Annotated in this window: 19 protein-coding genes and 3 pseudogenes; 12 read left to right on the forward strand and 10 right to left on the reverse strand. The window is 60.0% G+C overall.

Features of this window, described 5'->3' with window-relative positions; all coding sequences use genetic code 11:
• The first annotated feature begins 323 nt into the window (after nucleotides 1-323).
• The 3 genes from BG60_RS34830 to BG60_RS39845 are packed head-to-tail and all read left to right on the forward strand — an operon-like array spanning nucleotide 324 to nucleotide 1,204.
• Nucleotides 324-635 carry a hypothetical protein gene (locus tag BG60_RS34830; RefSeq protein ID WP_008344874.1) on the forward strand — a complete coding sequence of 104 codons (312 nt, stop codon included), beginning with the start codon at nucleotides 324-326 and terminating at the stop codon, nucleotides 633-635.
• Nucleotides 632-784: a hypothetical protein gene (locus tag BG60_RS38900; protein ID WP_160172933.1), complete on the forward strand. Its 153-nt coding sequence runs from the start codon at nucleotides 632-634 to the stop codon at nucleotides 782-784. The genes BG60_RS34830 and BG60_RS38900 overlap by 4 nt, the downstream gene beginning before the upstream one ends.
• A 54-nt stretch (nucleotides 785-838) precedes the next feature.
• Complete coding sequence (locus BG60_RS39845) at nucleotides 839-1,204, forward strand: hypothetical protein (RefSeq protein WP_235366148.1); 366 nt, start codon at nucleotides 839-841, stop codon at nucleotides 1,202-1,204.
• A 91-nt stretch (nucleotides 1,205-1,295) separates the two neighbouring features.
• Here BG60_RS39845 and BG60_RS34835 read toward each other — a convergent pair whose 3' ends face one another.
• Together BG60_RS34835 and BG60_RS34840 are read right to left on the reverse strand one after the other, a co-directional pair.
• On the reverse strand, nucleotides 1,296-1,586 hold the full coding sequence (locus BG60_RS34835) for a hypothetical protein (RefSeq protein WP_008344873.1): 291 nt from the start codon (nucleotides 1,584-1,586) through the stop codon (nucleotides 1,296-1,298).
• Between the two features lie 908 nt (nucleotides 1,587-2,494).
• Nucleotides 2,495-3,196 (reverse strand): hypothetical protein, encoded by a 702-nt coding sequence (locus BG60_RS34840; protein ID WP_008344872.1) that lies wholly within the window; start codon nucleotides 3,194-3,196, stop codon nucleotides 2,495-2,497.
• 429 nt (nucleotides 3,197-3,625) lie between these two features.
• Here BG60_RS34840 and BG60_RS38545 point away from each other — a divergent pair.
• The 3 genes and pseudogenes from BG60_RS38545 to BG60_RS34855 all read left to right on the forward strand — a co-directional run.
• Nucleotides 3,626-3,805: pseudogene (locus BG60_RS38545) on the forward strand (IS3 family transposase); the annotation flags it as partial.
• A gap of 805 nt (nucleotides 3,806-4,610) precedes the next feature.
• Nucleotides 4,611-5,207, forward strand: coding sequence for a CBS domain-containing protein (locus tag BG60_RS34850; RefSeq protein WP_235366149.1), 597 nt, complete (start codon nucleotides 4,611-4,613; stop codon nucleotides 5,205-5,207).
• A gap of 251 nt (nucleotides 5,208-5,458) precedes the next feature.
• Entirely contained in the window at nucleotides 5,459-5,749 is a 291-nt protein-coding gene (locus tag BG60_RS34855; RefSeq protein WP_144403572.1) for a superinfection immunity protein, read from the forward strand.
• A gap of 786 nt (nucleotides 5,750-6,535) precedes the next feature.
• On the opposite strand, the gene BG60_RS37990 is transcribed toward BG60_RS34855, so the two are convergent.
• From BG60_RS37990 to BG60_RS38000, 3 genes are all read right to left on the reverse strand, one after another.
• A complete protein-coding gene (locus BG60_RS37990) occupies nucleotides 6,536-7,402 on the reverse strand; it encodes a hybrid sensor histidine kinase/response regulator (RefSeq protein WP_051078927.1) in 867 nt (288 codons plus the stop codon).
• A gap of 14 nt (nucleotides 7,403-7,416) precedes the next feature.
• Complete coding sequence (locus BG60_RS37995; protein ID WP_235366150.1) at nucleotides 7,417-8,466, reverse strand: PAS domain-containing protein; 1,050 nt, start codon at nucleotides 8,464-8,466, stop codon at nucleotides 7,417-7,419.
• 319 nt (nucleotides 8,467-8,785) lie between these two features.
• On the reverse strand, nucleotides 8,786-9,097 hold the full coding sequence (locus BG60_RS38000; RefSeq protein WP_051996846.1) for a hypothetical protein: 312 nt from the start codon (nucleotides 9,095-9,097) through the stop codon (nucleotides 8,786-8,788).
• Between the two features lie 969 nt (nucleotides 9,098-10,066).
• On the opposite strand from BG60_RS38000, the pseudogene BG60_RS40255 reads away from it, so the two are divergent.
• The 4 genes and pseudogenes from BG60_RS40255 to BG60_RS34875 all read left to right on the forward strand — a co-directional run.
• Nucleotides 10,067-10,375: pseudogene (locus BG60_RS40255) on the forward strand (penicillin-binding protein 2); the annotation flags it as partial.
• Between the two features lie 65 nt (nucleotides 10,376-10,440).
• Nucleotides 10,441-11,610 carry a peptidoglycan D,D-transpeptidase FtsI family protein gene (locus BG60_RS34865; protein WP_008344862.1) on the forward strand — a complete coding sequence of 390 codons (1,170 nt, stop codon included), beginning with the start codon at nucleotides 10,441-10,443 and terminating at the stop codon, nucleotides 11,608-11,610.
• Nucleotides 11,611-11,980: 370 nt separating this feature from the next.
• Entirely contained in the window at nucleotides 11,981-12,424 is a 444-nt protein-coding gene (locus tag BG60_RS34870; protein WP_008344860.1) for a universal stress protein, read from the forward strand.
• A 60-nt stretch (nucleotides 12,425-12,484) separates the two neighbouring features.
• Nucleotides 12,485-12,805: a DUF1840 domain-containing protein gene (locus tag BG60_RS34875; protein ID WP_008344858.1), complete on the forward strand. Its 321-nt coding sequence runs from the start codon at nucleotides 12,485-12,487 to the stop codon at nucleotides 12,803-12,805.
• Between the two features lie 81 nt (nucleotides 12,806-12,886).
• On the opposite strand, the gene BG60_RS34880 is transcribed toward BG60_RS34875, so the two are convergent.
• Nucleotides 12,887-13,072 carry a hypothetical protein gene (locus BG60_RS34880; RefSeq protein WP_008344856.1) on the reverse strand — a complete coding sequence of 62 codons (186 nt, stop codon included), beginning with the start codon at nucleotides 13,070-13,072 and terminating at the stop codon, nucleotides 12,887-12,889.
• Nucleotides 13,073-13,225: 153 nt separating this feature from the next.
• Nucleotides 13,226-14,491: an IS256 family transposase gene (locus BG60_RS34885; protein ID WP_008344854.1), complete on the reverse strand. Its 1,266-nt coding sequence runs from the start codon at nucleotides 14,489-14,491 to the stop codon at nucleotides 13,226-13,228.
• Between the two features lie 138 nt (nucleotides 14,492-14,629).
• Here BG60_RS34885 and BG60_RS34890 point away from each other — a divergent pair, with 138 nt between their 5' ends.
• Complete coding sequence (locus BG60_RS34890; RefSeq protein WP_008344852.1) at nucleotides 14,630-15,004, forward strand: sensory rhodopsin transducer; 375 nt, start codon at nucleotides 14,630-14,632, stop codon at nucleotides 15,002-15,004.
• Nucleotides 15,005-15,072: 68 nt separating this feature from the next.
• Nucleotides 15,073-15,489, forward strand: a pseudogene (locus BG60_RS34895) (low affinity iron permease family protein).
• 120 nt (nucleotides 15,490-15,609) lie between these two features.
• Here the strand turns inward: BG60_RS34895 and BG60_RS34900 are convergent.
• From BG60_RS34900 to BG60_RS34910, 3 genes are all read right to left on the reverse strand, one after another.
• Complete coding sequence (locus BG60_RS34900; protein WP_008344848.1) at nucleotides 15,610-17,385, reverse strand: glycoside hydrolase family 15 protein; 1,776 nt, start codon at nucleotides 17,383-17,385, stop codon at nucleotides 15,610-15,612.
• Between the two features lie 5 nt (nucleotides 17,386-17,390).
• Nucleotides 17,391-18,392, reverse strand: a complete 1,002-nt coding sequence (locus BG60_RS34905) for an SDR family oxidoreductase (protein WP_008344847.1) — start codon at nucleotides 18,390-18,392, stop codon at nucleotides 17,391-17,393.
• On the reverse strand, nucleotides 18,392-19,962 hold a 1,571-nt coding region (locus BG60_RS34910), incomplete at its 5' end, for a GMC family oxidoreductase (protein ID WP_034474435.1). The genes BG60_RS34910 and BG60_RS34905, both read right to left, overlap by 1 nt.

Consider the following 19,962-nt stretch of genomic DNA (forward strand, 5'->3'; position numbering starts at 1 on the left):
GGTATTCCATGACTGCCCGAGCGCGAATTCCACGCGTAACCGAGCAGTAAGGTGGCGGGACGGCGACGCGGATAACCATGGCACTCTCGACGATTTGCCGGGCGGCCGAATGTTCTGCGCAACTGTCTTGCCGATATCCCGGTTCGGCAACGCAGCGCGCTTCGTTATGTGAGCCGGAGCACCAGTACCTGCCGTGTGTCTCCAGGCTTGTTCTTCGCGTTGATTAGCCGCTGACGAGGGACTACAAGTCCGGCAAACGGGGCGCGCGACGCCTAGTATTAAGCATGTGGCAGTTGCCGTACCGTTCGCTCAGGACTCGCATCATGCAATGGCCCGAAATGCGTTATAAAGGATGCGTCCTTGCGCCGGGGCTTGCCGAAGACGACGGAATGTATTCCCTTGAGCTCGCCATCCTCTCGCCCGATGGTCAACGGCAGACCACCGGTGTCCTTGGCGACTTTCCCTGCCCCATCGAGGCGCTGCGGTTTGCCTTCCAGTACGGTATGGCACAGATCGATCACGAGCCGCTGCCCGCGCCGGGCTGGACCGTTGAAGAGTGGCACGACCGTCACCCCGCGGGAAGCACCTGGATGCTTCGAGGAAGCCTATCGGCGCGCGGAAGGCGTGGCGCATGAATGGCTATGACCCCGTCAGTGGCAAGAAACGAACTGTCGAAGCGGCGGGGACGTCGATGGCGTTCAAGCTGAGGACGGATCATGCCGCACAATTCGGTCCGACCAATGTTGAACGGCTGGATGACTGCTTCATCGTTACTGTCGATTAGAGCCCTGCGCCGGCGACTTGGGTCATTGATCCGATCGATGGCACGAAGAGCTTCGTGACGGGCCTGCCTCTATTCGGGACGCTCGTCGCGGTGCTAGAGAATCGACGGCCGGTGTGCGGCATGATTGAGGTCTCGGCCATGCGCGAACGATGGATCGGCGGCGTCAATCACACAAGTCGCTCTTTTTCCAGCAACGTCGGCATGACAATCCTCCCGTCAGTCTCGGCACTCGATAACGTTAGGTGGAGGTCGCAGTGTGAGCCACTGGAGGATCTTGGCACCCACGAAAGGGCGAGGTGGCAACACGCTACTGATGCCTTGGCTGGGCGCAGCACGTGTTCAGCCATCCATCTAACAAGCGCAATATATTTTCTGGCGGGGGGTTTTAGATTGCAAACCGCAAGACAAGGACTAAGCTAGAAATACGTCCGGGGTGACGTGTGTTGTTGCGTAGTTCTATTCCCGCGTATCTGCTATTCGCCCGCTCCTGTCAGCGGGCGTTTCTTTGTCGCTACTCGCCGGTTCGCCGCAGTCGGCCACTCAAAACCTCATGCACTTTGAACATCGCTATCTTGGCGTCCGCGTGTTCAGCCAACTTACGGGCCGTGATGAGAATGTCCTGTTCGAACGGATCGGGAATTAGGACCCGTTCCACCTCTCGGATGAATCGAAGCACGTCTATGCAAAGTAATTGTGGATAAGGGCCTGCGCTGTATCGATTTAACTCGGTCATCAAAACAGTCCAGCGGTCGGCCAATTGACTGAGGGTTTCTTGATAGAAGCCGCGCATAATCGAGTCCATGTAGGGACCACTCCATATTTACCTGCCGCGTTTCGCCTTGCTACTAGGGCGAATCCCCTTGCGTTGGCGCAACTCGGCTATTCTTGGCAACATAATGATGTGGCACGCCTCCAACGAATGAGGCTCGGCGGGTTTGCCGGAAGGTGCTCTGACAAATCCGGAGTCGTTTCCAAGCTTGAAGCGCAACACCGGTTTTGATGTTTGCAGCCCTGGGGTTCAACTGTGGAGGCGAGTGTGACGGCAAAGGCCTCGAGTGACCAATGGAAGGCGTGACATCGTACGCGACCACTCGAACGCCGCGTGCCAGGCCGACGCTGTGCGCCCGACCGTATTCGCGGCAAGCAGCCCGCGATGCGGAATTCGATTCAGCCCGAGCGAGGGATACCGCTCGATCGTCGCCCTCGACGCAGCCGCGCTGGACGCCTCAATGCCGACGGGTTCGGCGCCCAGCGGCCAGACCAGCAAGAAGCCGTCGCCGATAGACGACCGCGATGGTCGCGGCGGCGGCGATCATCGCTTCGACGGCGGGGCGGCGTTCCCGCAGCACGGCGAGCACGCCCGCGAGGCCACGAGTGCGGCACGACCGCGGCGCCGCGCGACGGGTCGACGGTCGGGCTGGTCATGGCTAGGGAGTCGGGAATGTTCAGTTGAACGGCGCGCGGCTTCATCAGCGCGATATCGGAGACCGCGGTCGCCGAGTAAGCAGCGCGCACCGGGAGCGCTTCACGTCCGGATGCAACGCCAGCGCCGCATCTATGACCACGGTGTGCGCGAGCGCCGGTGCGGCCGGCAAGCCGATCGACGATTCGTCGGTGTCGCCGCGGAGATTGTCGGCGAGCTTATGAACGGTTGCGGTCTAAGTGGCACTGCGCTTCGTTCTGCTTCGACTTCGCGAACGGGGTTAGGGTTCAGAGTATTTCGTTGGCCGGGTCGTCGTCCTCGGGCCGCCGTCCCGACCGCGGATGAAGGAACCAGCCCTCCGGATCGCCGACACCGTTCCATTGTTTCAGGGCGCTCGCCGCGGACTCATAGGTCTCGAAATAGTACGCATCGTCATGCCCAAAGGCGTGGATACCCGCGGCGAGCGCATGCTGGCTGTCGTGATGCGTTAGGATCGCTGCGATTCGACCATCGTCTAGCAGCTTGAACGGTCGGCGGTATCCCATCGTGAGAAGGTCATCGTCGGACGGAGCGCCGACGAACGCAGGCGTTAGCATGTCGAGCGCTTTGCGCAGATCCGACTCAGGCGACAGCGGGCAAAAGCCGCCGAAGTGCGGCGTACCATCCCGATAGGTCAGCAGAACTTCGCCCCAGTCACCCTGGCTGTCTCGATACACGAGGCGTCGCTCAGGTGTGAGCAGTGCCGTGACGTCCTCGGCGACGATCCGCTCAATGTCATTCTTCACTGATCGACAGCCCGCTTCGTCACGGTCGATCACGCAGACATAGCAATCAACGGTAATAAGATCGAAGCGCGCGTTCATGGCGGTCATGCCTGTGCGGTTCTCGGTCGTTGCGCCGTTGCAGGTATGCTGACGGCCGCTGAAGCTGCGCAGGTTGCGCACTTCGAGGTATGACGCGTTGTCGATTGTCCGGCTGCGCCTTTGCAACGCTTCCTCCAAGCCAGCGTGACCAGTGGCCGCGGGAATGTATTCAGATCGAGCGCCTGACCATTCCACGGCGTCATGCGAGCCAGAACATTGGTTTGCTTCCACATGTTGTCGGCCAACGGAGCTAGCTTCTTTTGCCAGAACATCACTTTCTCCTTCATAGGCCGCAGGTTCGAGCTCGCCTGCAAAGGTGGCACCGGGATTCGGTCGTGAGGTCGTTTCATCCGAACGCCATCGACATAGCGTGCAAATGGCGCGGTCCTCGACATTCTCGCGTTAGCCGCGATCGCGTCCGAGGCGGACGAATTTGCACCGGCGACAGGAGGTATTTGCGCGGCCACTGGCCATGCCCGAAAAATATATCACAACGTGAGCTAAATGTGCTGGCGATGCGGAGGAGCCGTGACCTACCAGCAAATTCTCTTGTGCTTGCTGGACCCGCTTCACAAGGCCTTACACGATCGCCGGCCACCGCCCGGGCTCATTCATCATAGCGATCACGGGTCGCAATATCTCAGCGTTCGGTACACCGAACGGTTGGTCGACGCTGGCGTTGAGCCATCGGTCGGAACCGTCGGCGACTCGTACGACAACGCTCTGGCCGAAACGCCACTATTGTTGATCCTATCGACCGACCAGTCGGTTTCGGTCAAGGCGGCATGCGTCATGGAGATCAGTATGATCGGACACACCGAGCAGTCGATCCTGCGTAAGTAGGCAGAAGTCACATAGTGGTCGAAAATCCGGCGGCGTCGAAATGCGTTAAGCCGAATTTGCAACCATTTGGACACGAATCGATCGGGGCGATGCTGCGGAACTCGAAAATGCTCACGACCTGCCCGGTATCCGGCCAGTAAACCCGGTTCGCTGGACGCGCGGTCCAATGCACGGCCAAATCGAGCAAAATCCCAACCAATGTCGAATCCGGTGTCCGCAACGTCGAAAGCTTGCATCGCGCTGGTCCAAGCCCGAAAAATCCATCTAAGATGAGACGCCGAAGAGGACGATACCGAGCAGTGCAGAAACGACGATCAGATAGCCGATTTCGAAATCGCTATTAATCAACATTGCCGCCTCCTGTTCTTTGTGACGCAACATAAATATATCACGACGTGATATAAAAGGGGAGAGGATCAAGGCCCCGTGTCGTGTCGCCGGTGATTAGCCCGACCGTGTCGGAGTGACGACGGGATTCCGAATCGTATCGTTATAGTCGACGCGACATTCGTCTGACGGTGCATACCATGGCGTCACCGGCGATCAAAACCGAGTTGGAATAACAGCGATGTTCGTTGCAGGTGTCGACACTACGAGGTACGTGCTACATGCTCACCCTGGAAATCTCCGGCGATTCACAGGTGAGATTCAGCTGCCGCGATTAACGGCCTACACGCCAACGCTTTACGAGGTAAATATGTCGACCTTCATTTTTGCCAGATGGCGAGCGATGCTCACCGGTGCCACATCCCGTCTTCGTTTCCGGGATCCGCGCAGCAGAAAAGGCTTTGCGTCGCCGGATCCGAGACGCCGGAGTGATTCGCTTTTTGATCAAGTGAAACAGCAAGCACGCTTCCGGATGCTTTTGGACATGACGTGCGCGCAGGTCATGCACGTGCCCGTAACGACCATCACTGCAGATGCAACCGTTCAACACGCGCGCGCATTACTCGATAAGACTGGGTTTAAACTGCTTCCGGTGATCGATCGCGAAGGGCGGCTTGTCGGTGTTGTTACGCGGGAAGATTTTTCGCCCCCTAAGCGCGACCTTCGCATTACCTCTGCCCTCAACGAAGACGGGCAGGGCGGCGAGTTAGAAGACGAAGGGCAAAGGGTTCGAGCGGTCATGCAAAAAGACGTTATTACAGTCGATGTCGATACACCGATCTCCGAGGTGATTCCGCGCTTCATGACAAACGGACATCATCACATTCCTGTCGTACGCAATGACGCAGCGTTGGTCGGGATGCTCACTCAGTCTGACCTGCTCTTGGCCGTTTGCGGCGGGCGATGAACCACCTACGCTGCCCACGTGGGCTCCTAGTTCTTGGGGGTGGCCTGACTGCGCCCTCTTAGCGGCAGTCGAGAACGGTCGCGGAGCGGACAACTTGGCTTGATAGCGGGCGCTCCGATTTTAAGTTCTGTGCAGTGTGTTCGACGGAATGCAAAGTCCACTCGCTCTCCGCAATAACTCGGGTGTCCGCATCCTCGTTGACTTTCCGCGCTCGGTGGCGCAAAGGCCACCGCCGGGTTGGTTGAAAAATGATGATACTTTTCCTTCGAGACGTGCTACTGGCGGTCTTGGTCATTGGGATCTACCTGCTGCCTGCGATTCTCGCGGATCGGACCAAACGACGTTCGGTACTTCCGCTCGCATTGTTCAACGTGCTACTGGGGTGGACAATTGTGGGTTGGTTCGCGGCGCTCTATTGGGCGTCACACCCAGACAGCGCGGTCCGGTTGAAACACATAGTTTTGGACAATCGGCGCGCAGAGGCGAAGGCCACGATAGATTCACTCGTATCCCGCGCGCGCATTCGCACTCGCTCCCGGTAACACGCCGCACAGAGAATGGCGCGCCCCGGCAAGGATTTGGAGCGCTTATCGCATTTCAATCGACGGAAGCCCTCCAATGTCTTTTATGTTGCGAAACTTCGCGGTCATTCTTTTTTTAAAGTATCGTAGGGCAAGCGCTTTCAGCCCAGCGGCGTTTTCATTAGAAAACCGGGATGCCGTTCGGGAGCCTGGAAGCTTGCATTGAGGAAGACGCAAGGACTGCGAACAACGATGTATCGCGCATCGGGCGCTGAGGGTCGTGGTCTGAAAAGCTCGCGCCGGCGCATGACTAGGCGTTCCTGCGCCGACTAAGTGTCTGTGTGTAGACCACGCGCCCAGAGTTGCGCGACTTTACGCCTCCTGCTGCCGCCGTCGACCGTTTGACTGCTCTCAACTTTGGCACGACGATTGCAGGGTCTAAGGCGTCTGCTCCGTTCCCGTCTCTCTCGGGGAACGTACGCCTTAGGAACGCGCGACGTAGCCGCCGTCGCTGAATCCGATTACATCGAGGAAGTCATCGACCGGCCACATGTGCGCGAGCGAATAGATTCGCGCATTGATCAGCAAGCTCCGGCACATGGTTATCAGTCATGGCTCGCGATTTAGAGTTTCCTGTGACGCAGCGGGCAGCCGCCCCGCCGGCTATGTCGCGCAACGGTAACTGATCGAATCGCGTCCCGTGGCCGCGGCAATCTAGCTGCTTTGCTTGCATACCGCTACTCGCCCCTCCGCTGGGGCGTGCGATGCAAGTTGGAGACAATTGGGACGGCCAATGCCGGACACGGTTCAGCCGCAGGCCACCAGTAGATCGAGCAGTGCGTTGATGTCTACTGGCTTGACGAAATGGCGATCGAATCCGGCGGCTTGTGCCTTTAGCCGGTCTTCCGCCTGCCCATAGCCGGTAATCGCAACAAGAATCGGTATCTTGCGCCCTTTAGCGCGCAGGCGTCCTGCCAATTGGTATCCGTCCATCCGCGGCAGGCCGATGTCGAGCAACGCGACGTCAGGCTGAAACGTTAAGGCCTGTTGTATGGCCTCTTCGGGATCGTAACAAGTCCGTGTCACATGTCCTTCTGACTGACAAACCAGGGAAAGGGAGTCGGCGGCGTCACGGTTGTCATCGACGATCAAGATCTTGAGGGCGTTTCGCGGTGCGCTTACCGGTGCGCGTTTCTCAGCGATGCCAGGAACCTCGTCTTGCCGGTTCAACCGCGGGAACGTAATCCTGACGGTGGTCCCACAGCCAGGTCCGGCGCTTTTGATATGTATTGAACCCTCGTGCATTTCAACCAGCTTGCGCACCAGAGACAATCCGATGCCTAGACCCCCCTTCGATCGGTCGAGCGTACGCTCTCCTTGAGAGAACAAATCAAAGATTCGCGGCAGCAGGTCGGCCGCGACGCCAGCGCCAGAGTCCTCAACGACGATCGTGAGGTGAGCGGAGTCTGCCGATACGCGCATGCGAATTTCACCCTCAGCCGGCGTGTACTTGCACGAATTGTGCAAGACGTTCACCAAGATCTGCGTCATACGCGTCGTATCGCCGCAAACCCAGACGGTGTCTCTGGGAACATCGATCGTCAACCGCTGCTTGTTCTCTTCGACTTGTGGGGCAACTGACTCAGCCGCGCCGTAGACAACGCCGCCGATCAAGAGTGGCTCCCGTTTCAAAACGACTCGACGAGTCGGGTCAGGTGGGTAATTTGGCGTTCCATAGTGGCATGGAGGGAGTCCGCGTCGCTTACAGATGTACCGCGACGAAGCAGACTCACCACGGTCCTGAGCGGTGCGAGCGGATTCCTGAGTTCATGCGCCAGCATCGCCAGGAATTCGTCTTTTCGCTTGGCGGCGTCAAGCAGGGCGATTTCCATGCGTTTTCGTTCACTTACGTCCGAAAGACTCGCAACGATGACATCCGCGCTGCCGTCGTTCCCGCGTTGGAGGGCTGCGCTTCCGCTCATCCAGTGTTCTTCGTCGTCGAGGCGAATGCGCACTTCGAAATGGACGGCTTCTTCATGATGTCTGCGTAGCCGGCGGATGCCGCGCTCAAGTATTGGACGGTCCTGCGCATGAACGCGCGACATTGCGTCGTCGTAGCCTAGCTCCACCGCCAATGTGGAGGTCATATGCAAAGGCGCGCCGGCACGCTCGATAGAGAAAACGAAGCTGCCGAGGTCTAGGGTGACAATGACGATGCTCGCCGCTTTCATCGCGACGGCAAGCCGGAGATTACGTGCTTCACTTATCGCCTGGGCGTGTCGCTGGTCCGTCACGTCGATGGTTGTCCCGAACCATTCATAGAACTCGCCTCTCTCGTCTCGCATCGGTACGGCCCTTGCCAGCATCATCCGGTAGGCGCCGTCCGCCCTGCGCAGGCGAAAGTTCGCTTCGCGTACGCCCAGCTCACGCAGCGCCTCTGACCATTTAGTGTTCAGCCTTTGCCGGTCTTCGGGGTGTACCAAATCCATCCACTCATGACCGATGAGCCGCTCAGACGGCAGGCCCGTGAATTCCTCCCATTCTCCGTCGATGGGCTGCATTTCCCCGTCGCGGTTCGCAGACCACGCTAGAGGCCCCGACGAGCGAGCCAGCTCGCGGTAACGACGTTCGCTTTGCCGAAGACGCGCAGCCGCTCCGCGTAACTCGGACACGTCAAACGTGACGCCGAACGCGCGCGAACCTTCAGTCGGCGTTCGCCTCGTCGCGTGCCCGCGCATCCGCAACCATCGAACCGTCCCCTGTCCTGGCAAGATGGGAAATTCAATCTCGAATGGGCCGCCGCGGTCGCGCGCAGCATTAACGGCGTCAATGAACTGCTGCCGTTCGTGAGCGCGAACCTTTTTCAGCAGCAGGCTAAGCGGCACACTTGTTACGTTACCGCCGATGCCATAAAGCTGGGTTAGAAAGGGCGTTATGCGAGCGTCGCCGGCCTCGAAGTCCCATTGCCAGGCGCCTAGATCGGCGGCTTGGAAGGCGCACAACAGCCGAACCTTGTTCTCTGCATGCAGTTCGCAGGCACGCTTGCATTCGTCGACATCAATTGCGATTACAACAAGCGGGCGAGCCAGAGTCGCCGTCCTCGGAGAAGTGCAACTGCAACCGGTGCCATCTTAATTCGCCGTCCCGCCGGAGCAGCCTCGCGTAGACGTGGTGCTCCGGTCGCGCCGCGTTGAGCGCGGAAAGAGCGCACTCGACTGCTGGCAGATCGACCGAAGCGATCAGTCGTTGCCAATGAACGGGCTCGTCATGCACCCACCGGCCAAAGTAACGCCGCGCCCCCTCGTGTTGATGCAATAAGGTGCCTTGTGCATCGGCTGCAAAAATCAGCCGGCGCACTGTTTCGATCATGATAGCCTTTCGGAGCGGATTCATTTGAAGACGCCACAGACGAGGGCGCGTCTTTTTGCCATAACGAAGCTGTGCTCAGCATAACGCAGTCCTAACCAGGGGACTGAGAGGTATGCAAGTCGGAACCCAAGAAAGCGGAAAGAAGCCACGCCGACAATGAAGTAAGCGCTGCATGATACGGAGCTTGCCACCGCGCCGCTTTTGATTAGCCGAGACGAACCGCGGCTTGGTGCGGTCCTCGCCAAAGCCGGATAGGTTCTTAAGTTCGGTCACGGTGATCCTTGAGCTCTTCACCACCTGATTTCGGCCTTTCTTTTTGCCCCATCGGCGGTGACCGCGTGCGGCGCTCGCAATCCCGATGTGTTCGACGCCGGCGTAAATCGACACGGCGACTCTGGAAAGCCTGCGGTTCTGTGTCTGGAAGGGCTACGACGAATTCTTCCGCGCTTAGGGCGCAGCGAGGCCCCCGGGACAGCGAATGGCGGACTGTATGCGTTGAGCAATCTGACTCAATGTTCTGTCGCCCGCTGCGTGCCGAAGCGGTCGTTGTAGTTCTTGAAATGGCCAATGTCTGCGAAAAGAACGGCGGACTGCTGCCCCGCGCAATTCGAACACGCAAGCATGAAATCAACACCGAGAAGAGAGGACAAGGCACTACCGGATGACTGGAACAGCGCATGCGCACGCCGGGTGATACACGGGGAGGACGCCTGGACACGGCCCGCACCCGCATCCGCGTCCGGCGCAACTGCAACGAGTCGAACCCTTCCTGCATAATCGTGGTCATGAGACGAACCGGCAAATACACCAGCTTTTCGCGCTCCGAAGTGAACGCACGTCAAAGTCAACAGTGGCGCTCGCGCCTGGTCGGGGCTGCCTTCGCAGTAGCATTCGTCGCGCTGACGGTTCGAGCGTTCTGGGGCCAAGGAGTACGACGGCTTTTATCGTAAGCATGGCGAGATACGGCAAGTGCGCGATCTGCCACTTCCCGCGTCGCGGGGCCGCATATTAGATCGCAACGCAACTCCACTCGCGGCGAGTGTCTCTGTCCGTTCGCTTTGCATCGATGCGTCGGACGACGACTCGCGCATCTCGTCTCAGCAAGCCAAGGTGCTTGCGCGCCTGCTCGATCTTGACTCCACCGTTGTTACGCGCATATATGCGGCAAAGAGGGGATTCGCGTATCTCAAGCGCGAAGTCCCGGTCGAAGTAGCCGAACGCGTGCTGCGTCTCGGCGTACCCGGCCTCTTCGCGCAAGTCGAATTCAGGCGCTTCTACACAGAGGGAGAGGCGCAGCTCAGGTCACGGGCTTCACGGGCAGGGGCGGAAAAGGACAGGAGGGCATGGAGCGCGTCGCAGAAAAGGCGTTGCGTGGTGAGGACGGACAGCGCCGCGTCTTGCGCAACGCGCGCGGAGAGATCATCGATATGCTTGCATCCAGGCCGCCACGCAACAGAGCGGATCTTAGACCTTCCATAAGCCGCCCGATCCAGTATGCCGCGTTCAAAGCCCTGAAGGTCGCTGTTGAGCACACCGACGCGCGTTCGGGGTCAGCCATCGTGATGGATGCGCATACGGGCGAGATTCTGGCGATGGCCAACTGGCCTAGCTACAATCCCGACGAACGCGCGGCTCGCAGCGGGATGGCGATGCGCAATCGCGCCGTATCCGATGTATTCAAGCCCGGATCTGTCATGAAGCCGCTCACGATTGCACTGGCACTTGAGGAGCATCGCATTACACCGGACACTATCGTGCCGACCGACGGGGGGCGTCTGCGCCTCGATGGCCGAACGATCCACGACGACAAGAACTTTGGCACGTTGACTACGACAGGCGTGGTGCAGAAATCGAGCAACGTCGGGACGACGAAAATTGCGCTACTGCTATCGGCGCACGACATGTACGCCGATTTTCAGGCGCTCGGTCTCGGAAGAAGGCCACGCTCCGGACTCCCGGGCGCGGCCGCGGGCCACGTGCGGCCACATCGGAGCTGGCGACGCATCGTGCAGGCGACGATGTCGTACGGCTACGGGCTCTCCGCGTCGTTGCTGCAACTCGCGCAGGCTTACACCAGCTTCGCCAACGACGGCCGCATCGTGCCAGCTACCATCTATATGCGCGACAAGCACCTCGGCAAGTCTGTCGGCCGACGGGTGTTCTTAAAGCAGGTGGCTCGTGAAATGCTCGAGATGATGCAAAGCGTGGTCAGAAAGGACGGGACGGCGCCGCAGGCCGCTGTCCCGAGATACAGCGTCGCAGGGAAGACCGGGACGGCCTATAAGTGGACCCCGAAAGGATACGACCACAGCCAATATCGGGCCTCGTTCGTCGGGATCGTGCCCGCGAAGGCTCCACGCGTTGTGATCGCCGTGTCCATCGACCGGCCGCTTCGCGGCTCGCATTTTGGCGGCGCCGTCGCGGGCCCGCCGTTCGTCGACATCGCCGAGCAGACCATGCGATTGCTGGACGTTACCCCGGATCAGCGCCTGGGCCAGGGCGGCGCTACATGATTGTCAGCGGATGCGGCAGTCTGCCGACCCGAGACGGCGAAAGCCGGATCGCGGGATGTCCTGTCCGTCCAGCGAGAGGAAAGGACTTGCAACGAGCGGGCGGTGCATGAGAAGTGATGTGCGCCCCATTCTTTGAAGTCAGCAAAACGTGCGGCTTTTTGTTTCCCAATGCGTCGGGGGCAATGAGCTAGTTGCGATGGCCGCCTCTCCCGCTTCGGACAGTTCACGACGGCCGCCGGGCCATCTGCTGGTTCCCAAATGCGCTGACGTACGTCATACGCCGGAGTTAGAAAGGGTTCGCACGTCCGCTGGCTATTTCCGCAAAATGTATCATAATGTGATGTATCTGCGCTGAAGACGCGGAGGAACCGTGACCAGCTACCACCGAATCCTGTTGTGTTATGACGGCACGGCCGAAGGGCGCCGCGCGCTTCGTCTCGGCGCTCAACTCGCCCACGACCTTCACGTTGAAACACATCTGCTGGCGGTTATCGACGACACGGAGTGGATGCAGGGCCTGCCCGTCATTCCTGCAGTGTCGTTTGCGCATGAGCAACAGACCGCGAAGGCGTTGCTGCAGGAAGGCGTGGACAACTTGGCGGATCTCGGCGTCATCGCGCAAGGCCATCTGGCGGTCGGGAATCCAATCATGGAAATTTCCTCTTGCGCAAAAGCGCTAGATATCGATCTGATCGTTGTCGGGCATCACCGGAGCGGTCGTTTCTACCGTTGGTGGACCGGGCAAGACGAGGGCCGGTTGTTGGATCATCTCTCCTGCAGCGTGCTCATGACAACGGGACCACAGGCGCCGTAGACGCGGTAAGAAACCTGCGCCGTTTGTCCGAATCAAGCGTTCGTGCCAAGGAGTATGACAATGCTGGTTGAATTCCATTCGAAGGCAACGCCCGATGTCGTCATGTTGCGCGACCTCGCCGGCTATCTTCTAGGCGTTATCGGTAAGCGCATCGGGTCCCGAGGCGTCATCCTGCGTAGCGAGTTTGACAACGCGATCGATCGCCTGGAGACTGTTTTGAAGGAAGACGAAGGTATCGCTTACGAGCACGGTGCGATTTATCGTCCCCTGTCACGTACTGCCGAGCGGACCGGGATGGGTCTCCAATCGCGGGCGCTGCCATTCCTCGATATGTTGCGGGAAGCCAGGCGCAAAGACGCGGACATTATCTGGAGCGCGTAGAAAGCGAGTGGCGTCTCGTGCGGACCGAGCAGACCAGATTCTCGGCGCCGCCGGTGCAAAGCGTCACCACAAGGATCACCGCTAGGAAATGACTGGCACCGCTTCGATCAGCGCAAAGCCGATCAGCGCGCCCAGCACCGCGCCCACTACCCGCGGATGCCAGCGCTCGAGATGCAGCCTCGCGAACAGCGCTCCAACGAAGATGATTCCCAGGAGCGAAAAGACGGTGATGACATATCCAATCTCGAAGTCGTTGTTAATCAACATGGCTCCTCCAACCTCGTCCTCTTCTAGAATATATGTCACAATGTGATGTATGCAAGTGGCGAAGGGGGCGGTTATTGCTCAATCATCGTTGGTGACCGGGCGATGGAGAGATACGGTCAATTCTGGTGTATGAGCGGTTGATGAACAGCGACGTCAAGCGGCGAGTTTCTGCTGACCGGGTTGATCGTCTTGCACCGGTTCGCCGTCCTTGAAGGCAATGCCTTCGAGCAACAGCGTGATCTGTTCGGGGCCGTTGATGCGCCGCCATGTTTTCTCGGCTTCCTCGATCAGCTTGAATGCCAGACCCAGGAAGGTTGGTCGCGACACGCAGTTGCGTGTGCGCGTAGTACGGTGGCGCACGGTCGCGAACGTCGACTCGATCGCGTTTGTCGTTCGCAAATGCTGCCAGTGGTCGGCCGGGAAGTCATAGAAAGCAAGCAGGCTTTCGCGATCCCTCTTCAACGTCTCAGCAGCCTTCGGATACTTTGCCGCATAGATCGTCACGAACCGATCGAAGGCGGCATGCGCGTCGGAGCGCGTCGCGGCCATCCATATCGCTTGCAGATCTGCTTTAGCTTTGCCTTGCTGCGACTTCGGCAGCGCGTTCAGGACGTTGCCCATCTTGTGAAACCAACAGCGCTGGCCTCGCGTCGCGGGAAACACTTCCTCCAGCGCGGCCCAGAAACCCATTGCCCCGTCGCCGACTGCGAGCAACGGACCGGCCTGCAGGCCACGCGATTTCAGATCGAGCAGCAACTCCTGCCACGACGCCTTCGACTCGCGATACCCATCGCCGATCGCCACACGCTCCTTGCGCCCATCCGGCTTCACGCCGATGATCACTAATAGGCATTGCCCGTCTGAATCTTCGCTTCGCAGCCCAGTGTGAATACCGTCGACCCACCAGTACACATAGCGCGACTTCGACAGGTCACGCCGGCTCCAGTTCGCATGCTCGTCGGCCCACTGGGTCTTCAGGCGACTCACCACATTTGCCGACAAACCCTTCGCATCCTCGCCCAGCAGCACGCTCAACGCCTCGCTCATGTCGCCCGTTGAGATGCCTTTCAGGTAGAGCCACGGCAACGCGGCACTCACACGCGGCGACTTGCGCACATACGGTGGCACGATCGATGAATTGAACTTCACGCCTGACCCTGAACGATCGCGAACCTTGGGAACCTTCACCGCAATCGGGCCGGCCGCCGTCAATATCTCGCGCTCCGGCAAATAGCCATTGCGCACCACCGCCCGTCGCCCGTGCAACGTCTTGACGTTTTCGAACCGCTCCAGCAGCGCCTGCAGCTCCGCTTCGATCGCCTGTTGAATCACCTGACGGGCTCCGTGACGGATCAATTCATCCAGGCCCAGACCGCTTTCTGATAGACCGATATCCGCTTTTTCCGTAAACTTGCTCATGGTGGATGGTTTGTTGTTTGCTGGTTTCCGACTTCGACAATCAGATTCTCAGCTAAAACCTCCACCGCCTTCAATCGCCCGCCTCAACTCCACGTACACCAGATCCGAGCATATCTCGGCGATGGATGAGGAGGATGCATGAGCGCGATAGGAAAAAATAGATGGGCGATCGCTGAAGGCTATCTGCCGCCTGATAGCAATGGTGCTGGACCTGACCTGCAGAGCCATGAGGCGGCGTGCATCCTCAATGCGGGCGACGAAGACGCACAGATTGAAGTTACAGTCTTCTTCAAGGATCGCGCACCCGCTGGGCCATACCGCATTACCGTGCCAGCCCAGCGGACGTTGCATATGCGCTTCAATGATCTCTGCGAACCCGAGAAGATCCCAACTGGAACTGAGTACGCGAGCTACTTCGAATCGGATGTACCTGTGGTCATTCAGCACACTCGCCTGGATTCGCGGCAATCAGAGCTGGCTTTGCTGAGCACGGTTGCATTTGGCAGCGACTGACACTTCACGGCGCGAAACGTCGAGCGCCAACGCACGGGGCCTGCTATATAGGTCGGTGGAGACGAGAGATGAAGACTTCCGGGTTCATTAGCTTCTCGAATGCACTCGCTCGACTGGCGGGGCGCTCCTAAACGTTCATCACTGCTGCAAGCCTCGTTGTTGTTTGGGCAGCATCGGGCCCGCTGTTTCACTTCAGCGATACTTGGCAACTGGTGATCAATACGTCGACGACGATCGTTACGTTCCTCATGGTATTTTCGATTCAGAACACTCAAAACCGAGACACGGCGGCCATGCAGATCAAGCTCGATGAGATCATCCGAGCAATTGACACTGCGCACAACGCGCTGCTCGATCTTGAACAACTGGATCAGAAGGAACTCGCTGATTTCCGGAAGCATTACGAGAGACTTGCAAAGGGAGCGCGCAGCGATTTGCGGTCGTCAAGAAGCGGCGCAAAAATCCTGCGCGGTGTCAAGCACTAACCAAGCGCGCGCGAGGGCGCAGTGCTCAGCAAAGCAAGGCTGCAGAGTGCAATCGACATGTTGCATTGTCTAACGGCGAAATCGCCTGCTGTCTCCGTGACCGGGACTTTAACGATGTGGCTACCCGCCGCCTCGTTGCAACGTCGGCCCGCATAAGCCGAGCGCCGTATTGACGACTGCAAGATGGCTAAGCGCCTGCGGGAAATTTCCGGCCAGTTCGTGGCGCTGCGCGTTGTACTGTTCGGACAGCAGCCCGACATCGTTTGCCGTGGCTAGCACGCGTTCGAACTGCTGCCGCGCCTCTTTTGTGCGCCCTTGAAGGTTCAGGCAATCGGCCATCCAGCATGAACACGCGAGAAAAGTGCCTTCGTTAGCGTTCCCGGCTTGCCGCTCGAGGCGTCGAATCAAACCGTCCTCGCAGAGGTCGCGGCGGATGCGCTCAATCGTCGAAGCCATGCGCGGATCGTCAGCGCACAGAAAGCCGACGAGCGGCAACAACAAGAGGCTCGCATCCAACGTTTCGCTGCCGTAGTACTGCGTGAAGCTGCCGAGCCCTTCGTTCCAGCCTTCGCGAAGCACTTCTTCGCGAATGTGTTCGCGCAGTGAAGCCATCCTCTTCGCGAGTGGCGAAAGGGCGCTTTCCGCTGCGCGATGCTTCACGAAACGATCGAGCGCGACCCAGCCCATCACGCGCGAATAGGTGTAGTGACGGGGTTCACCGCGCGACTCCCAGATGCCTGCGCCGGGCAAGTGCCAGATTCTCTCGAGATGTTCGACGATGCGCGTCTCGATTACCTGTTCCTGGTCCGCCGATTCGAGCCCGCCGCGTCTCGCCACATCGAGGCAATCGATGACTTCTCCCAACACGTCGAGCTGATGCTGATGCGCCGCTGCATTGCCGATGCGTACGGGCTTCGCATACCGATGACCTGGCAGCCAATCGACGTTCCATTCGCGCAAATGACGCCCGCCGTCCACGCGGTACATGATCCGGCTGCGCTCCGGCGCGCACGCGATCGCGCGCAGTAGCCAGTCGCGCCACGCGCCGGCTTCTTCGTAGTAACCGGCGTTGAGCAGCGCAACCATCGCGAAACTGGTGTCTCGCAGCCACGCGTAACGGTAGTCCCAATTGAGCGTTCCTCCCGGCGCTTCCGGTAACGATGTTGTCGGAGCAGCGACGATCGCGCCGGTGCGACGATGGATGAGCGCCTTCAGAGTCAAAAGCGAACGACGGGTCTGCACCGGCCAAGCCGTGCGGTTGTCGTCGAACGTGCTAATCCAGTCTCGCCAGAAGCGTTGCGTCGAACGCAGGGCGATGTCGACGTCGAACGCTTCGGGAAGCGGTTCGTGCGCGTGACCATAGCTCAACGCGAACGTCATGGATTCGCCCGCTGCGACGGTGAAGGTCGCGAGCATCGCTCCGTCGCAGACCGTCATCTCGACATTCGCACGAAGCAGGACACGGTCGGTTCCTATACGGGCCTGCATCGCGCCGTCGACACGTTCGATGAGCGGCTCGAGTTCGCCGTAGTTGAAGCGCAGCCGCAAATCCGAGCGCATCTCGACGACACCGCGCAAGCCAGTCACGATGCGCACGACCGAACTCGGACCGTCGCTGACGGGCATAAAGTCGGTCACGCGCACCGCGCCTTCGCCGACCTCGAAGTCGGTTTCCATGATCAGCGTGTCGTGCTGGTAGCGACGCGCGTTGCGCTCGATGCGCATGACCGGGCTGAGCGTCCAACAGCCGTTGTCCGAGGTGCCGAGAAGTGCGGCGAAGCACGCGTCGTCGTCGAAGCGCGGCCAGCATAGCCAGTCGATAGAGCCGTTGCGGCTGAGCAGCGCAGTTGTTTCGCCGTCGCCTAGGAGCGCGTAATCGTCAATGGGGCGGCTCATTCGGCTCAGCTCCGTTTTTTAGCGACGAAGCGCAGCAGGCCCACCGCGCCAAGGCTCGCGAGTCCCCAGAAAAACGAGCGATGGCGATCGGTGAACATCTCCCAGCTATGCTGCCGGGCTGCGTCATCGAACCGCCCGTGTGCCCCAAAGTCGCCCGGCACAGCTTCGAACAGATTGCCTGCTGCGTTGTATTCGAGCGGCTCGTCGGTGAGCTGACCATCGTATCCCGCGCGTGCCAGGTATCGGTCGATTAGCGCGGGCGCGATGCGGTTCGCAAGAATAGCCTTCACCGTCGAGAACCCGAGCCATACTTCGCGCCGTCGGTGTGTCGCCGCGAAAAAGATCGCGCGCGCCGCGACTTCCGGCTGAAAGATCGGCGCGACCGGCCGCGCGCGCTTGCCAGTCTTGTTCATCGCCCAGTCGAACTGCGGCGTGTTGATCGCCGGAAGCTCGACCACCGTAAGGTGAACCTTGAGCTTGTCGTGGATGATTTCCGAGCGCAGCGAATCCGTAAAGCCGCGAATGGCGAACTTCGCGCCGCAATACACAGATTGCAGCGGTACCGAGCGGTACGCAAGCGCCGAGCCAACATTCACAATCGTCCCTCGATTGCGCGTTCGCATGCGCGAGAGCGCCGCCATCATGCCGTGGACCTGACCGAGATACGTGACGCGCGTACCGCGCTCGATTTCCTCGGCCGTGAGCGCGGAGACGGGCGCGAAGGCGGTCGCCATCGCGACGTTGACCCAGACATCGATTGGGCCGAGGGTGTCTTCTACGTGCGATGCCGCTGCCTCGACGGCGCGCGCATCGGCGACATCGGTCGACATGGCGAGCGCGCGCACGCCGAAGGCCCCCTTGATCTGCGCAGCGGCTCGCGCGAGCCGCTCACCATCGCGCGACAACAGTGCGACGTCATAGCCGTGGCGGGCGAACTCATCGGCAGCTGCACGCCCGACGCCCGCACCGGCGCCGGTGATGACAGCAATTCTTCGTGTCTCGCTCATCAGAGATCTCCACGCGCGGCGAGCGCCTCGATACGGTCGGCGGTGCGCAGCGCGATCGCCTGTATGGTCAGCGACGGATTCACGCCGCCGACGGTCGGAAAGACGGAGCCGTCGCAGATCCACAAGTTGTCGATGTCCCAACTGCGACAATCGCCATTGACGACGCTCGTCGAAGGGTCGTCGCCCATGCGCGCCGTGCCGTTGAGATGGCACGTGTCGTCGATTTCGCGCCAGACGTCGCGCGCACCCGCCGCTTCGAGCGCGAGGCTCATGAAGTCGAGCGAATGCGCGACGAGTCGCTTGTCGTTGTCGCACAGCGAATAGGTCACGCGCGCGATGGGCAGGCCGTACTGATCCTTTTCGTTGGCGAGCGTCACCCGATTGCGCTCCTGTGGCATGGTTTCCCCGACGATCTTCAGCCCCGCCTGATGGTTGTACTTCTGCATCTCATCGAGCAAGGACTGGCCCCACAGACCTCTACCGTTCTGCGTCGATGCCCATGCCACCGGCAGCGGTCCTTGGCTCATATAGCAATACCCGCCGAAGAAGTCCTTGCCTTTGTCCTCGTAGTTCCAGTGCTCAGTCAGCGCGAGCGACGGCGGCCCTTTGTACCAGCGCACTTCTTCGTCCATCGTGCCCCACGCGGCCTGATTGGTCTGAACCATCAGATTCTTGCCGACGAGGCCTGAACGATTGGCGAGGCCATCGGGAAAACGGTCCGTTGCGGAGTTGAGTAAGAGCCTCGGCGTTTCGATTGCATATCCGGCGACTACGACGTTGCGTGCGCGCTGAAACTGCCAGCGTCCTTCGCGAAAGTATTCGACCCCAGTGGCGCGCCCGTCGTCACCCATGACGATGCGGCCGACCATCGCGAGATCGCGGACTTCAGCGCCCGCGCGCACGGCGCGCGGTATCCACGTGACGAGCGCGCTTTGTTTCGCGTTCGTCGCGCAACCCGAGACGCAAAAGCCGCGATAAACGCACGGATGCGCTTCGCCGCGCGGCGCGGAGACCGTGGCGAGCGGCGTCGGCGCCCAGTCGATGCCAAGCGCTTCACAGCCGCGCGCCAACACGAGCGCCGCGGCGTTCAGCTCATGGGCGCGATACGGATAGCGCGGCCGCTTTGGACCCCACGGATAGTTCACTGGTCCGGCGATCTTCAGCGCCTCTTCGACTTCGGCGTAATAACGCCACATTTCGCGCCAGTCGATCGGCCAGTCGGCGCCGTAGCCGAGCAGTGTGCGCGACTTGAACCATTCCGGCCGAAAGCGCAGCGAGACCATCGCGAAGTGCACTGTGCTGCCGCCGACGGATTTGCCGCTGTTGTTGTTGCCGAGCTTGAGCGGATTCTCGCCGTCGCAAATGCGCTCGTCTGTCCAGAAGAGCTTGCCCTGATGGGTCTCATCGGACGCGAACTCTTCAAGCGGACGCCACCACGCGCCGGCATCGAACGCGACGACCTTGAAGCCTTTCTCCGCGAGACGGCAGGCAAGCGTGCCACCGCCCGCGCCCGTGCCGACGATCGCAAAGTCCACCGCTTCGTCCTGCGGATACTCGCGCATTGGAACCC

Origin of the sequence: Caballeronia zhejiangensis, from assembly GCF_000698575.1 — a bacterium.
In the GTDB taxonomy this organism is placed as follows: Bacteria; Pseudomonadota; Gammaproteobacteria; order Burkholderiales; family Burkholderiaceae; genus Caballeronia; species Caballeronia zhejiangensis.